The organism is Robiginitalea aestuariiviva (assembly GCF_029537735.1).
Lineage (GTDB): Bacteria > Bacteroidota > Bacteroidia > Flavobacteriales > Flavobacteriaceae > Robiginitalea > Robiginitalea aestuariiviva.
The window spans coordinates 921,086-936,513 of the sequence record NZ_JARPUQ010000002.1 but is presented as its reverse complement, the minus strand read 5'-3'; the positions used below and the strand labels follow the sequence as shown (position 1 = coordinate 936,513).

Below are 15,428 nucleotides of genomic sequence, written 5' to 3'. Positions count from 1 at the left end.
GTCAATTTTGCAGGATTCCCAGGATGCTTTTCAAAGCCAGCAGGGTTACAACCAGCAAGACCCCGGCGGCAAAGGCATTTTGCCAGGCTGTATTTCGGTACCCTGCCATAACGGCCCCGCTGCGCACCCCCCACCAGAGGAAGGCAGCAATCAGGGGCAGCAAAAGGGCATTGGCAATCTGCGCAAAGTAGATCACCTCCAGGGGCCTGAATTCCAGGCTCAGGGAAAGGACCCCGAACAGGAGTACCCCCAGCCAAACGGCCCGGAATTTGGCGCGATCAACCATAGGGTCCCAGCCCATACACTGCTGGGCCACATAGGCGGCAGCCAGCGGGGCGGTAATGGCCGAACTGATCCCGGCTGCAAATAGCCCGATCCCCAACCCGTAACGGGCACCTGCTCCGTATACCGGCTCCAGGGCAGATGCCAGGTCCATCACCCCGGAAACCCCGGTAACTCCTGAGGCTGCCGCGGCTACCAGGATCCCCATAGAAATAAGGCCGCCCAGGACCACGGATAATCCAATGTCCCGGCGCATGGCCGGGATACTTTCGGCACCGGACCATTTTTCATTGACCAAAGAAGCATACAGGAATACATTATAGGGGACCACGGTGGTCCCGATCAGGGCCAGGACGGTCCAGATGGAGGCCCCGGGTGCCCGCGGAACAAACAAGCCTTCCAACAAGGCCGGCAGGGCCGGACCCAATGCCACAGCTGCTACCAGGAAGGATAGACTCATCAGGCCTACCAGTACGGCAAAAACCCCTTCCAGGAATTTATAGGTGCCAAACCAAAGCATTCCCCCGGCAATGCCCCCGATCAACCAGGGGTATACCACATATCCGGTGCTACCGCCCAGGGCTTCCATCCCCAGCACGGCCCCGGCCACATTCCCCGCCTGGTACGCCGCATTGCCTAACACCACCGCAGCCAGGATCAGCCCCAGGGCACCCCACCGCAACGCCGGGCGCATGGCACGCCTGCGCAGGATTTCTGGGATCCCGGAACGGGTAACCAGGCCCAGGCGCCCGGCCATTTCCTGTAATACCAGGGTCGCCAGTACCGAGAGCAGGAGGGCCCAAAGCAGGGTGTATCCATTTTCGATGCCGGCCCGCAGGCAGGTGGTTACCGTTCCCGGCCCGATAAAAGCAGCTGCAATCAGCAGCCCAGGTCCTGTTTTTCGCATCCGTTTGCCCGGTTAGAGGTTCGGGTAAAGATAACCCTTTCGCAGGAAGCTACCCGGACCGCTTCGGCCGGGTAAAAAATGTCGTTCATCGAAAAAAGGGGGGTTTCCCCCACCCCTGGAGTGTCATACGTCGAATCGTTATACGAAATCCAAAAATCGCGGGTTATAACTTTCCCGAAACCTGTAAAACGAACTATAAATCGAACATAAGCACATGAGCTGTCTGGAATGCAATAGACCATTGAACTATCTGGACCACCGCCAAAGCATGGAGCGCTTTAAGGCGGCACTTTGCGAATCTCATTTCAAACGGGTAGACCGTTTGATTCGCCAGCAGGGTATCCCGGAGGCAGCAGTAGTGCTGTATTACGGGCTTAAGGAAGCGGGTATCCCTTCTATGCTGGCCTGGTGGGATGGCAAGAAAACCGTAGACCTGGCCATTTCCAGGGTGAAGCTGAATATCGAAATCGACCGGGGCCATAAACCCCTGACCGCAGAACAGGCGATCTGTGAACTCGAATCGACCATGGAAGCCTTCAAGAACGGTTTTACCACCATTCGGATCCCGGAGCTGTTGATCCGGCACCATTTGCAAGACACCATCGAAAATATCAGGGGCATTATCGAAGGACTCAAGGCCAATATCAAGGTCGTTTAACCCTTAAACCCCAGAAGTATGGACGCTGAAATCAAGTACACCGAAAGGTCCTACCGCATGAGCAAGTTCATCCTGATCCTGCTCACCTTTGCTGCGGTGTCCATCATGATCAATTTTAACCCCACTATTTCCCGTGTCCTGTTCGGATTGCCGGTGCTGGCCTCTTGTTGCCTGGGCATCCTGGGATCCTTTTACATATACCGGGGTATAGGGGAACCCCTAACCGAAAAGAAAGTGATTGCCATTACCGTAAACCTGGCTATGGTAATCCTGATGCTGGCCATCCTGCTCAGCAATACCCTCTACCACATCTTCTAAGCCGCAACGGGAATTCTGAAAGTTTCGTACCTTGATGCAATACGCAAATCAAGTGATATGAATTCGACGGATCGCAGACAATGGCTTAAAACCATGGCCCTCGGAGGAGGGCTTACCCTTTTTGGCGGGGCCTCCGCCCTGGCAGAAATGTCCAAACCTGTTTTGACGCGCCCGCCTTTGGCCGGGCCGGTCAAACTCAACGCCAATGAAAATCCCTACGGGCCCTCCCAGCGGGTACGCCAGGCTGTGATAGACCGCATGGACGCCGGATGCAGGTACCCCTTTGCCTATTCAGAAAGCCTGGTGAAGTCCATTGCGGCCAAGGAGGAGGTGCCCGAGGCCTGCGTGGTGATCACGGGCGGATCTACCGAAGGCCTGAAGGCCACAGGCCTGGTCTATGGGCTTAGCGGGGGCGAAGTGATCGCGGCAGACCCCACCTTCCAGGCCCTGCTGACCTACGCGGAACATTTTGGCGCCTACGTACACCGCGTACCCCTGGATGACACCCTCTCCCACGACCTGGATGCCATGCACCGGCGTGTAACCTCCAAAACGCGACTGATCTTTATCTGCAACCCGAACAACCCCTCCGGTACCCTGCTGCCGGCCGACCGCCTCCGGGATTTTATCGCTGCCACCGAGAAAAAGGCCGTGATCTTCAGCGACGAGGCCTATTACGATTTTATCACCGAACCGGATTACCCTTCCATGGTGGAATTTGTGAAAGCGGGTCACAACGTAATCGTATCCAAGACCTTTTCCAAGGTATACGGCCTGGCGGGCTTCCGCATCGGATACCTGATTGCTCGTCCGGACATCGCTGCACGCCTGCGGGATTCCCTGATGGCCAACACCAACACCCCGGCCCTGATTGCGGCCGAGGCGGCCCTGCAAGACGATGCCTTTTACAAATTCAGCCTACAGCAGAACGAAAAGGCCAAGGCCATGATCTACAAAAACCTGGACACCCTGGGGTTGCCCTATGTGCGCTCCCATACCAATTTTGTCTTTTTCCGCAGCGGCATGGACATCCGCAGCCTGATCGGCAAAATGGCAACGGAAAACGTGCAGATTGGCCGGCCCTTCCCACCCCTGACCAACTGGGCGCGCATCAGTACCGGTACGCTGGAGGAAGTAGAGGCCTTTAACACTGCCCTTAGGAAGGTAATGGGCTAACTTACGCCAGCCATCCCTCCCGGTCCAGGCTGCGGTATTGTATGGCTTCCGACAAATGGGATTCCGTCACTGCAGCCGAACCCTCCAGGTCTGCAATGGTACGGGCCACCTTCAGGATGCGGTCGTAAGCACGGGCCGACAGTTGCAGCCGTTCCATAGCGCTCCCCAACAATCTCGAAGCCGCAGGACTCAGGGCACAATACTGCCGGATTTGCCGGACATTCATCTGGGCATTGCAATGGATGCCCGCCCCTTGCAAACGCGTTTTCTGTACCTCACGGGCACGGGTAACACGGGCCCGTATGGAAGCACTCGGTTCGCCCTTACGCGCATCTGAGAGCTGTTCGTACGGCACAGGGGAAACCTCCATATGGATGTCGATGCGGTCCAACAGCGGGCCGGAGACCCGCCCCAGGTACCGCCGGACCTCGGCGGGGTTATTCCCGTGCCCCCCGGCCTGGTCGTTAAAATACCCCCCGGGGCTGGGGTTCATGCTGGCTACCAGCATAAAGCTGCTCGGGTAGGTAACGGTTACCCGGGCCCGGGAAATGGTAACTTCCCGCTCTTCCAGGGGTTGCCGCATCACCTCCAGGACATGCCGCTTGAACTCCGGGAGCTCGTCCAGGAAAAGCACCCCGTTATGGGCCAGGGAAATCTCCCCCGGCTGGGGGTAGCTGCCCCCGCCCACCAGGGCTACATCCGAAATGGTATGGTGGGGGCAACGAAACGGGCGTTGCCGCACCAGCCCGCAACGGCCCTGGACCCCGGTTACACTATGGATCTTGGTGGTTTCCAAAGCCTCTTCCAGACTCATGGGCGGCAGGATGCCGGGCAGGCGCTTGGCCAGCATGGTTTTGCCCGATCCCGGGGGGCCGATCAGGATCATGTTATGCCCCCCGGCAGCTGCAATTTCCATACACCGCTTGACCGTTTCCTGCCCGCGGACCTCGTTGAAATCCGGCAGGCCCTCCACGGGGTCCGGTTGGGTCTCAAAAGGGGTCGCCTTAACCGGTTCCAGGCCTTCCCCGGTTTTAAAAAACGTAATTACCTGTTCCAGGCTCCCGGCCCCATACACCTCCAGGCCCTTTACCACTGCAGCTTCAGGGGCATTGGCAGCGGGAAATACCACCCCCCGGAACCCCTCGTTCCTGGCCTTTAACGCAATGGACAGTGCGCCTTTGATGGGATGAAGGGTGCCGTCCAGGGCCAGTTCTCCCATCACCATATACCGGTCGGCCGCTTCCGAAGCGAGTTGCCCGGAAGCCAACAGGATCCCCAGGGCCAGGCTCAGGTCATAGGCTGCCCCCTCCTTCCTGAGGTCGGCGGGGGCCATGTTGATAGTTACCTTTTTACCAGGGATGCGATAGCCGTTATGCAACAACGCGGCAGCAATGCGGTAATTACTCTCCCGGATGGCATTATCCGGCAGCCCCACCAGGTGGTACCCGATTCCGGTATCTATATTGACTTCAATAGTAACGGTGATGGCCTCGATCCCCAGGACCGCGCTCCCGTAGACTTTTGCCAGCATAAGGGATTTTTGCCGCAAGGTACCCCTCCATAGTGCAGGCCTCTTGCAGCCCGGGTGCCAGCGGGTTATTTAATGGGGGCAGGGTAAAAACGCAGCAGGTAGCGGGTGTTTTCCCGGATCTCCTCGGCATTGAGCATCATTTTCCGGAATTCCCCCTGCACATACATGGCCGCCTGGTCATCGTAATGGGGGCTTAGGGGGTTGCCAGACTGCCCGGTAGGCAGGATACTGCGGCTGTTTTCGATATCCGAGAAATCGACAATCCGGCGGGTAGAAGGCCCGGAAGTTACGGGGTACATGCCCGTGGAATCGTACTGGAATGCCAGGTTGTTGATCACCTCCCGGGTTGCCGGTACCGGGAATGGCCCAACGTTAAAGAAGGGGCGCAACCAGGCCACCTGCCCGATGGGGTGTTTGTGTTCCAGGGTATGGGCCCGCCCCCACTGCCATTGCTCCCGATTGGGCCCGAAATCCCGGACCAGGGAGGCGATAGCTTTTTTAAAAGCCGTGTTTACAGCATCAGTCAGCGTTTCCGAAACCTCCGGGGTATGGAAATTGTCCCACCAGACGGATTCTGGATTTTCGACCATACGGGCAATAAGCCGTTTATGGAGGTGGGTGGCCAGCAACCCCTGAAAGTCTTCCGCCCCCAGTTCGTCTGCATAGCCTTCGGCCAGCAGGTAATAGATCCAGCGGTGGTAGATCAGGCCTTCCTGCCCCTCTACCGGGTAGTCGCCGTCCCAGGCGTTGATCAAGTCCAGGCAGGGTAGCTCCTGCCCTTCCAGGCCTTCTACTTTCATATAGCGGGACAGGGTACGAACTATTTCCGGATTAACCGGAGACACGGCATCGGTAAGCATCCCCGCCACCGCATCCGGGTCCCAATCCCTGCGGGAATCGAGTAAATTCACAATACGGCGTGCCCTGTTTTCGGGTAAATAATACCCGGGAATATACCCGGCAGCCGTGCTGTCCGGCTGGTTGTTGGCCGAATACACATATCCCCAGGGTGGGTTAATGGCTTTGGGGTTGTCCGCAAACGGCAAGGTTTGCGCATAACCGGGTCCGGTGGCAGCGCCCTCCCGAAACACCTTGGTAGACAAGGAATCCGGCAGGCGGTACAGGCGGGCTGCGGCCCACCAGGCTACATTGCCTTTGGCATCCCCGTACATCACGTTCAGCCCGGGCGCGTGGATGTCCTTTACGGCCATTTCAAAAGTGGCCAGGTCTTTGGCATGGGCAATGCCATACAGGGCTTGCAAAACCCTGTTGGCGCCCTGGGTATAGGTCCAGGCCATGGACACAGGCGGCTGCCCTTCCCCCATCCCGAGTACCGGGTTCATAACCGGCCCCAGGTCCGTACGGCGGTAGGAAAAGGTTACCGGGGCTGCCCCCTTGACTTTGATTTCGGTTTCCACCACCTCAAAGTCCTGCCATCCCTCCGGGCGCAGGTATCGGGAACTATCGGCAGGGTCTGTGGTCTCCCGGTAGAAATCGATATCGTCATTTTCGAACATGGTCAGGCCATAGGCCAGGTTCCGGTCGTGCCCCAGCAGCGGGAAGGGGATACCTGCCAGGTGGTAGCCGTATTTTTCGTAATCCGGGGTACTCAGGTGGGCTTCAAACCACACCGAAGGCTGGGCAAAGCCAATATGGGGGTCGTTGGCCAGGATCACGGCGCCGGTAGCCGTACGCGAAGGGTGGATCACCCAGGAATTGCTGCCTTCCAGGGCCGGGAGCGGCAAGGGGGCCAGGACGCGGCGTACGGCCGCGGCCCAGGAAGTTTCCTCCGGCTCGGCCGTACGGGCGTCGTAATTGCCGATGCGCTGCGTGCGGGAGGGGTCTTCGTCCAGGAGTTCCTGCAGGTAGGCAGGCGGCAGCTTTTGGCCGATCTGCTCCAGCAGGGGGTCGGTTTTATGGGCCATGGCAAAACTAAAAGCCATATACCCAATGGAATTATATACGTCCCTCAGGGAAAAGGGTGTCTTATCCAGGCCGGTCAGATAATATTCCGGAGGGGTGGGCCCCTGTTCCACAAAGGTGTTTATCCCATCCAGATAGGCCTGGGCCAGTCGCATTTCAGGCGTATTCCAGTCTGCTTCCGCCAGCAGGGCCCCGGTGGCCCGGTCTATGCCCAGGCTTAGGAAAAGGCGATCGGTAGGCAACAAATCCGGGCCAAAAACCTCGGAAAGACCGCCCCGCCCCACACGGCGCAGTAATTCCATCTGCCAGAGCCGGTCCTGGGCATGCGCATACCCCAGGGCACGAAAGGCGTCTGCCTGGTTTTCGGCATAAATATGCGGAATGCCATAGGGGTCGTAGCGCACCTGTACGCTATCGGTGAGCCCGGCCAGGGGACGGTCTCCGGAATAATCGGGTTTCAGGCTTCTTACCAGCCAAAAGCCGGCCAGCAGCAGCACGAGTACCAGGATCAGTACCAGGCGCAGGGGTTTACGAAATCGCTTCAAGGTGGGTGTTCGGTTTGCTTGGAATTAAAGATAGCTCTTTACGCGGAATCCGCCAGCAAAAGCCCGACCATCTGCATCTGACCGTGCCTGCTCAGGGCTCCATGGCCCGCAAGCCGGCCGTTAACCACTCCCGATAGGTTTCGGTATCCGTGGTCTGTACCGCAGGCCCCAGCACTTCCAGGTCCGGGCTTAGCGCTACGTAATAGGGCTGGGAGACCGAACCGAAGTTGACCGTCTGGAAAGTGGCCCAACGGTCGCCAATGGTTTGGATGCGCTTGGTGCGTTCCGCATTGAAACGGTAAACAAATTGCTGGTCCTCGGGCAGGGCCTCGCGGTCGTCCACATACAGGCTCACCAGGATATAGCGGTCCTTGAGTAACTGGAAGACGGCCGGGTCGCTCCAAACCTGCTCCTCCATTTTCCGGCAGTTCACACAGGCCCACCCCGTAAAATCGAGAAGGATGGGTTTCCCGGATTCCCGGGACACCTCCAGGCCGGCTTCAAAATCCTTGTAACAATCCAGCCCCAGGGGGCAATCGCTCTCCAACTCCACCACGCTGTAAAAATCCGGGGGCGGAAAGCCGCTCAGGCCCTGCAGGGGTTGACGGGTAACCAAACCATAGGCCAGATACCCGGCAAACGCCAGGCTGGCCAGGGCCAGAGCGCGGCGCACCCATCCGATACCCGCAGAACCCCCATGGGATTTAAAACGAAAAACGCCCAGCAGGTAAAGGGCCAGCCCCAGGGCCAGGGCAATCCAGATGCCCAGGAAAACTTCCCGTTTCAATAGCCCCCAGTGGCCTACCAGGTCGGCATTGGAGAGGAATTTAAAAGCCAGGGCCAGTTCCAGGAAGCCCAAGACCACTTTCACCGTTTCCATCCACCCCCCGGAAGCGGGCAGCCTGCTCAGGCCTGCCGGAAAGAGGGCAAATACGGTAAAGGGCAATGCCAGCGCCACCCCGAAGCCCAGCATGCCGGCCGTGAGGTTGGTAGCCACGGAGCCTTCGGAAAGGGCTGTGCTCCCCAGCAAGCCCCCCAGGATGGGTCCTGTACAGGAAAAGGATACAATGGCCAGGGTCAGGGCCATGAAGAAGATCCCCACCCCTCCGCCAATGCGTTCGGAGGCGGCATCCACCCGGTTGGCCCAGGAAGCAGGCAAAGTGAGTTCATAATACCCGAAAAAGGACAAGGCAAAGGCGATAAACACCACAAAGAAGAACAGGTTCAGCCAGATATTGGTGGCGATGGAATTCAGGATTTGCGAGTCCACGGAATCGAAAAAATGGAAGGGCAGGCTCAACAGGAAGTAAATCAGGATAATGCTGGCTCCGTACCACAGGGCACGGCGTATTCCCGAACCGCGGCTCCCGGATTGCTTGGTAAAAAAAGACACTGTCAGGGGAATCAGCGGGAAAACGCAGGGGGTGAGCAGGGCGATGAGGCCCCCAAGAAAGCCCAGGCCAAAAATCACCCACAGGGAAGACTCCCCGGCTTCGGCAGGGGCATCGCTACCGCGGAGGCGCTCTGTGTATTTTAAATCCAGTTTCAGGGCCGCCCCCAGGGCGGCGGCGCGGGCGTCGGTCCCTTCCATCTTGCCGGGCGGCGGGGTGGTGCCTTCCTTCAAACGGAATACAAATTCGTGATCCCCCGGGATGCAGACCTCCTCGCACACCTGGTAGTGGATCCGAACCACTATTTGATCCAGTTCCGGGTCCAGCAGGCGGATGCGCTGGCGAAAGCTGCCCTGTTCCTTGTAGAAAGTCTCATCCACCTCAAAAATGTCATTGTAGGCCGTGTGGGTCTCGCTTTCTTCCACCGGGCCTTCCCGCAGGTAGCCCGTCCCCTCCCCTACGAACTCAAATTCGGCCGGCATGGCGCCGTTGGGGTCCGAATACTGAGTATACAAATGCCATCCTTCCTGGATCTCGGCTTCCATAACCAGGGTCAGGGTAGAGTCCCCGCGCTGCAGGGACTGTTGCCATTGTACCGGGTCCTCGATCTGGGTAGGGAGTCCGAATTGGGCCGACACGACCGCAGGTAAAACCAGGGCCAACAGGCCTATTCGTATGCTTCGCAGGTAATTTTCCATATGTTTTGGGTGCTTTCAGTCACTTTAAAACGGTCGTCCGCCCGATGGCCTATAATCCAGACCACATCTTCCCCGCTGCATAGCAGCCAGGCATCTTCCTTCCGGAAACGGGATTGGCGGGCATCGCGGAAATATTTGGAAATCGTTTTCCGGCCGCCCAGTCCCAGGGGATAAAAATAGTCCCCTTTTTTCCATTTACGAAGGCGTAGCCCCTGCTTTAACGCATCCCGGTCTGCATATAGTATGCCCGGTCCTGTAGGGCCCAACTCAGAAACATTTTCAAACCTCAGGGAAAGCGGCAGGCCGGTCCCGCCCCCTTCAGGGTCAACTTCATAAACCCCTTTTTCCTTTGGCTCCAACAACCTCAGGATCAGGCTCTCCCTCCCACGCAGCATGCGATGCGTATGCGAACGGACTTCCTTGCCGGCAGGGCCGTACAACAGGCGTTCCAGTGCCGGCCAGTCGGAAAACCCATAAGGCTGGAACAGAGCATAGAGATGGGGTTGCAGGGGCTCCAGTTCCAGGAGTCCCTTTATGAGTACATGGGTGCCGTCTTCCTGTTCCCGGAACAGGGATTCCCGCAGCTGCCCGGCGTATCGTTCAACAAGGGCGCGGCTGCCCTGCAGGTGGGTCAGGGTGGTTTGGAAACGCTCCGGGAACTCCGGCACCACCGCTTTCAACCCCGGGATAACCAGGTGCCTGTAGCGGTTGCGCAAATACTCCAGTTCGGCATTGGTTTTATCCTCCCGCCAGGTTAGGCCACTGGCCTGGGCATAGGCCTCCAGCCGCTCCCGCGTAAATAGGAGTAACGGCCTCAGGACCCGGCCGTTTCGCGCAGGGATACCGCATAACCCGTCCAGGCCGGTCCCCCGCCCCAGATGGATCAGGAACGTTTCCAGCTGGTCGTTGGCATGGTGGGCTGTAAGCACAAAATTGGCCCTGCCCGCGTCCAGGAGGGTTTCAAACCAGGCATACCGCAATTCACGAGCCCCCTCTTGAACGGAAAGGCCATGTTCCTCCAGGTATTCACGGGTCTGAAAGGTTTTGCAGACCACAGGGATGCCCAGGGATTTTCCCAGGACCTCCACAAAGTGCTGGTCCCCGTCGCTTTCGCCACCCCTAAGCTGGAAATTGCAATGGGCCAAAGTGGCCTGCACCCCCAGACGGGCACACAGGTGCGCCAGGACCACGCTGTCCAGGCCTCCGCTGCAGGCAAGCAGGACCGGCTGCAGTAAAATTTCCGGGAAATGGGTTTCCAGATGGGCTTTAAAGGCGGCCTCCATACCGCAAAGGTACGGCCTTTTTTACGCGGATACCGCTACCTTCGGGCCGTGGATCTCACGGCTTCCAGGAATTGGGCAACCTCCCGGGAAACCTCTGGCCAGGCATGGTCGTGATGTAATTCGTGGTAGGCACCCCGGGCCAGGAATAACCGGGTTTGCGGTGCCTTTTTACACCATTCCCGGGAGCCGTTAGGATCTATAATGGGGTCTGCCGTACCGTGTAGTACCAGGGCTGGCGTCTGCCATTGGGCAGCGTGCTTTAGGGCCCATGCCCCGGCGTCCAGGATGGGAAAACTGTAGCTGGGGCTTACCCGGTCGTGCACCAGGGGGTCTTCCCTATAGGCCCTTACCTGCGCGGGGTCCGTGGAAATCCCGTTGGGATCCAGCCCCGATGCCAGGGTCAGTCGGGGGGCCAGGTGGTACAGCAACCTGCCCAACTTCCATTTCCAGGCGGGCGGTCGAAACGCCAAGCGCAGGTAGGGGCTGCTGGCCACTACCCCGTCGGGGCTGCCCAGCCCCCTGAGCACAAAGTTCAGGACCAGGTTGCCGCCCATACTATGTCCATACAAGACCCGGAGAAGGCCCGGGAACCGGTCTTCCGCAGCATTCCAGGCGCCGGAAAGCTGCCCCAGCAGCTGGTCATACCCCCGGCAGGAGCCCCTGCGGCCCGCGCTCTGGCCGTGGCCCACCCAATCGAAGGTAAGCACCGCCCACCCTTGCTCATATAGCAAAGGCCAGACCGAATTCCCGTAGCGGCCGCTGTGCTCCCCAAAACCGTGGGCCAGCACCACTACGCCAATGGGAGCCGGGGGTATCACCCAGCAGGCTGCTGTTCGGACGCCTCCCCATTGGGTTTCCAGGGTTTCGGATTGCATGTGTAATGACATGTGAGACTAGTTGAGCTCCTGGAGGAAAAGGGATAGGGCGTGGGCATGGGCCTCGCGCAATTCCAGTTCTGCAATGCCGTCCTCACCAAAATGTTCTTTAAAGGATGGAAGGGAAAAGGTAGCCGTGACCTGCCCCCCAAAACGCTTCAGCATGCCCTCGATGATCCCATGGGAGGATTGTGCCCCTCGCTTCCCGGGAGAGGTAGACATGAGCAGTATGGGCACGCCTTCCAGAAAAGCCCGGTCCTTGCGGGATAGCCAGTCCAACAGGTTCTTGGTAAATGCCGAAGGGTTGCCGTTGTGTTCATTGACGGAAAGGACCAGTCCCTCCGTCTTTTGAAGCGCCTGGTAAAGGTCCTCTATCGCATCCGGGAAACCTGCAGCCCGTTCCCGGTCTTCGCTGTACATGGGGATGGACACTTCGGCCATATCCCGGCAATCCACGGCCCGGTCATGGATAAGGCCAACCGTATAGCGGACCAGCCTGAAATTGATAGAGGTAGAGGAGTTGCTGCCTGCAAAGGCCAGGAGGGTTCCCATAAGCGTGACATTTGGTTTTGCGCCTTAAAATAAAGGTTTTACAGGACCTCCCATCCATTTTTGGTTAATTTTACGGCCGAAAACATCCGACCGCCCCTTAACCGGAGTATATAGGGTGTTTTAAACAGGAGCGGATTGGAGAATAGCCAACGTTTATATTTTATCGATGCCATGCGGGCCTGGGCCATCCTGATGATGCTGCAGGGCCATTTTGTGGACGGCCTGCTGGACAATGCGTTCCGGGATCCCGCCAATGCCGTTTACCAAACCTGGAAGTATTTCCGTGGCATTACGGCCCCCGTGTTCTTCACGGTGTCTGGCTTTATCTTCACCTTCCTGCTGGTACGGGCACCCCGGCAGGGGATACAGAACCCGCGACTGCGCAAGGGGCTGCGACGGGGAGTACAACTCATCATCATCGGTTACCTGTTGCGCACCAACTTCCTGGGTTTAATGAAAGGGTCCCTGTATCCCTCGTTCTTCCTTGTGGATGTATTGCACTGCATCGGGGCCGCCCTGCTGCTGATTATCGGGGTCTATGTCCTTTCCGGCAAATGGAGGGGATGGGCCTTCCCTGCCCTGCTGCTGGGTACAGCCCTGGTGTTGTTCCTCTTTGAGCCGGTATATAAAACCTGGGATTACAGCGGCATTCCCCCCATGCTGGCCAATTATTTTACCAAAGCCAATGGTTCGGTCTTTACCATTATCCCCTGGGTCGGCTATGCGGCTATCGGCGGTTTTCTGGCCATGGCATTCCGGCGGTTCCGCAACACCCCTCGCCTGTATTTAAAAAGCATTGTCCTGAGCCTGCTGGCTGGGGTCTTCCTCCTCTGGTATTCCTCCCCCTTTTTCGATTGGGCCGGGAAAGCCACGGGTTGGGAGCTCTTTCCTATGATCGTTTCCAACAACTACCTGTTTATCCGCCTGGGTGATGTGATGCTGGTCTTTGCCGCCTTTATGCTCCTGAGAAAGCTGATGGAGCAGGCGCTGTTCCTGCGCATCGGGCAGAATACCCTGAGCATCTACGTGATTCACTTTATTATCCTGTACGGGAGTTTTACCGGTATGGGGCTGTACCGGTATTTCCACCACAGCCTTACACCCTGGGCAGCCATTGCCGGTGCCCTCGGTTTTATGATCCTCTGTACCTGGCTGGCTCTGGTTTACGATACCCGGGAAGCAAACCTCCGCACCGGCCTGCGCCAAGGGCTGGATACCGCTGGGGGGTGGGCCCGCCAGGGCACCAGGAACCTCCGGAAGGCCCTGCAGGTACTCTGGAATCGTTTACTTCGCCTGTTGGGGTGGGCCCCCAGATAAATTAGCTGTGTAGGGCCCGGTTGTCCGTGGCGGCCAGGGCCGCTTCCTTCACGGCTTCGGCATAGGTGGGGTGGGCATGGCTCATGCGGGCAATATCTTCGGCAGAAGCGCGGAATTCCATAGCCGTTACCGCCTCGGCAATCAAATCCGCTACCCGGGCGCCCACCATGTGCACGCCCAGAACCTCGTCCGTTTTCTTGTCGGCCAGTATTTTCACAAAACCATCCGTATCCATACTGGCGCGGGAACGCCCCAGGGCCCGCATGGGGAACTGGCCGCTCTTGTATTCCACGCCGGCTTCTTTGAGCTGTTCCTCGGTCTTGCCGACCGCAGCAACCTCGGGCCAGGTATACACCACGCCCGGAATCAGGTTATAGTCGATATGGGGTTTCTGCCCTGCCAGGATTTCGGCCACCATCACGCCTTCCTCTTCTGCCTTGTGGGCCAGCATCGCGCCCCGGACCACATCGCCAATGGCGTAGATGTTTTTGGCCGTGGTCTGCAGGTGGTCGTTCACCTCTACCTGCCCGCGATCGTTGAGTTTCACCCCGGCAGCCTCCGCATTCAGGCCATCCGTATAGGGGCGCCTCCCCACGGATACCAGGCAGTAGTCGGCTTTCAGCGTCACTTCCTCCCCTTTCTTGTCGTTGGCCTTTACGGTAACGGTTTTGCCTTTACGGGAAACCCCGGTCACCTTGTGGGAGAGGTAGAATTTAACCCCCTGCTTTTTGAGGACCTTGGTGAGTTCCCGGGAAAGGGCCCCATCCATGCCGGGTATGATCCGATCCATATATTCCACCACACTGACCCTGGCGCCCAGGCGGCTATAGACCTGCCCGAGTTCCAGGCCGATGACCCCGCCCCCGATCACGATCAGGTGTTCCGGCACTTCCTCCAGTTTCAGGGCCTCGGTTGAGGTAATGACCCGCTCCTTGTCGATATCGATAAAGGGCAGGCTGGACGGCTTGGAGCCCGTAGCGATGATGCTGTGTTTGGCTTCGATTTCGGTGTCTTCTTCCCCCTGGATGCGGATATGGGTGGCATCCTTGAAGCTCCCAAGGCCATGGTAGACATTCACCTTGTTCTTGTCCATCAGGAAATCGATGCCCTTGGTGGTCTGCTCCACCACGGAAGCCTTGCGGGCAATCATTTGTTTGAGGTTTACCTTAACCGTATCCGGGATTTCAATGCCGTGCTCTTCAAAATGGTTTACCGCATCGTGGTAGTGGTGGCTGGAATCCAGCAGGGCCTTGGAAGGGATACAGCCCACATTCAGGCAGGTGCCGCCCAGGGTGCTGTATTTTTCGATTAATGCGGTTTTCATACCCAGTTGGGCGCAGCGGATGGCTGCTACATACCCGCCGGGGCCGGAGCCGATCACGGCAACATCGTAGGATTTCATATCAGAGGGTTTCCTGGTTTAGGATTGATTTCAATTTCGAATGACAAAAATACGAATGTTTTTGGCATCCGAATCGAGGCAGGCCCTGAATTGCTGCGGACTAAAGGGGCAACTCCGTGGTGTGCTTCACCTGGCTGATCACAAAAGAGCTTTGGGTGCTCCCGATATGGCGGATGGCCGTGAGTTTGCCTACCATGAATTCCCGGTAAGCCTCCATGTTGGCCACGCATATTTCCAGGATGTAGTCGTAGGCGCCCCCGATGTGGTAACAGCTCACCACTTCCTCCAGCTGCAGCACCTCCTTTTCGAACTGTTGTACCTGGTTGCGGATATGCTGATCCAGGCGGATCTGGCAAAAGACTTTGAGGCCCCGGTCTACCTGGCGCGCATCCAGCAGGGCCACATAGCTGTCGATCACCCCTTCTTTTTCCAGTTTCCGGATACGCTCGTATACGGCCGTGGGGGAAAGCGCAATCTGCCGGGCCAGGGCTTTCGTGGTTTGCTTGGCGTCCTGTTGCAGCAGCCGCAGCAAGGCTTTATCGGTGGCGTCAAGTTTCATTGCAGATAGAT

At 58.0% G+C, this 15,428-nt stretch carries 13 protein-coding genes; 4 read left to right on the top strand and 9 right to left on the bottom strand.

The genetic code is table 11. From position 1 onward, the window contains the following. Window position 1: 1 nt before the first annotated feature. Complete coding sequence (locus OZ410_RS10940; protein WP_277708003.1) at window positions 2-1,189, bottom strand: Nramp family divalent metal transporter; 1,188 nt, start codon at window positions 1,187-1,189, stop codon at window positions 2-4. Window positions 1,190-1,403: 214 nt separating this feature from the next. Here OZ410_RS10940 and OZ410_RS10935 point away from each other — a divergent pair, with 214 nt between their 5' ends. The 3 genes from OZ410_RS10935 to OZ410_RS10925 are packed head-to-tail and all read left to right on the top strand — an operon-like array spanning window position 1,404 to window position 3,341. Beyond that, window positions 1,404-1,847 carry a hypothetical protein gene (locus OZ410_RS10935; RefSeq protein WP_277708002.1) on the top strand — a complete coding sequence of 148 codons (444 nt, stop codon included), beginning with the start codon at window positions 1,404-1,406 and terminating at the stop codon, window positions 1,845-1,847. Between the two features lie 18 nt (window positions 1,848-1,865). After that, entirely contained in the window at window positions 1,866-2,165 is a 300-nt protein-coding gene (locus tag OZ410_RS10930; RefSeq protein WP_277708001.1) for a hypothetical protein, read from the top strand. A 57-nt stretch (window positions 2,166-2,222) separates the two neighbouring features. Beyond that, the gene (locus OZ410_RS10925; protein WP_277708000.1) at window positions 2,223-3,341 is read left to right on the top strand and encodes a pyridoxal phosphate-dependent aminotransferase; all 1,119 of its coding nucleotides are present in this window, start codon (window positions 2,223-2,225) and stop codon (window positions 3,339-3,341) included. A 1-nt stretch (window position 3,342) separates the two neighbouring features. On the opposite strand, the gene OZ410_RS10920 is transcribed toward OZ410_RS10925, so the two are convergent. The 6 genes from OZ410_RS10920 to OZ410_RS10895 form a co-directional block, all read right to left on the bottom strand. Further along, window positions 3,343-4,872: a YifB family Mg chelatase-like AAA ATPase gene (locus tag OZ410_RS10920; RefSeq protein WP_277707999.1), complete on the bottom strand. Its 1,530-nt coding sequence runs from the start codon at window positions 4,870-4,872 to the stop codon at window positions 3,343-3,345. A 65-nt stretch (window positions 4,873-4,937) separates the two neighbouring features. Then, on the bottom strand, window positions 4,938-7,340 hold the full coding sequence (locus tag OZ410_RS10915; protein WP_277707998.1) for a penicillin acylase family protein: 2,403 nt from the start codon (window positions 7,338-7,340) through the stop codon (window positions 4,938-4,940). Window positions 7,341-7,431: 91 nt separating this feature from the next. Continuing rightward, window positions 7,432-9,429 carry a protein-disulfide reductase DsbD family protein gene (locus tag OZ410_RS10910; protein ID WP_277707997.1) on the bottom strand — a complete coding sequence of 666 codons (1,998 nt, stop codon included), beginning with the start codon at window positions 9,427-9,429 and terminating at the stop codon, window positions 7,432-7,434. After that, the gene (gene tilS, locus OZ410_RS10905; protein ID WP_277707996.1) at window positions 9,399-10,712 is read right to left on the bottom strand and encodes a tRNA lysidine(34) synthetase TilS; all 1,314 of its coding nucleotides are present in this window, start codon (window positions 10,710-10,712) and stop codon (window positions 9,399-9,401) included. The genes OZ410_RS10910 and tilS overlap by 31 nt, the downstream gene beginning before the upstream one ends. 35 nt (window positions 10,713-10,747) lie before the next feature. Continuing rightward, entirely contained in the window at window positions 10,748-11,599 is an 852-nt protein-coding gene (locus OZ410_RS10900; protein ID WP_277707995.1) for an alpha/beta hydrolase, read from the bottom strand. 6 nt (window positions 11,600-11,605) lie between these two features. Further along, a complete protein-coding gene (locus tag OZ410_RS10895) occupies window positions 11,606-12,139 on the bottom strand; it encodes an NADPH-dependent FMN reductase (protein ID WP_277707994.1) in 534 nt (177 codons plus the stop codon). A 135-nt stretch (window positions 12,140-12,274) separates the two neighbouring features. On the opposite strand from OZ410_RS10895, the gene OZ410_RS10890 reads away from it, so the two are divergent. Further along, window positions 12,275-13,456 carry an acyltransferase family protein gene (locus OZ410_RS10890; protein ID WP_277707993.1) on the top strand — a complete coding sequence of 394 codons (1,182 nt, stop codon included), beginning with the start codon at window positions 12,275-12,277 and terminating at the stop codon, window positions 13,454-13,456. 1 nt (window position 13,457) lies between these two features. Here the strand turns inward: OZ410_RS10890 and lpdA are convergent, their stop codons facing one another. Together lpdA and OZ410_RS10880 are read right to left on the bottom strand one after the other, a co-directional pair. Continuing rightward, window positions 13,458-14,858 (bottom strand): dihydrolipoyl dehydrogenase, encoded by a 1,401-nt coding sequence (lpdA, locus tag OZ410_RS10885; protein WP_277707992.1) that lies wholly within the window; start codon window positions 14,856-14,858, stop codon window positions 13,458-13,460. Between the two features lie 100 nt (window positions 14,859-14,958). Beyond that, window positions 14,959-15,417, bottom strand: coding sequence for an Lrp/AsnC family transcriptional regulator (locus OZ410_RS10880; RefSeq protein ID WP_277707991.1), 459 nt, complete (start codon window positions 15,415-15,417; stop codon window positions 14,959-14,961). Window positions 15,418-15,428: the final 11 nt, after the last annotated feature.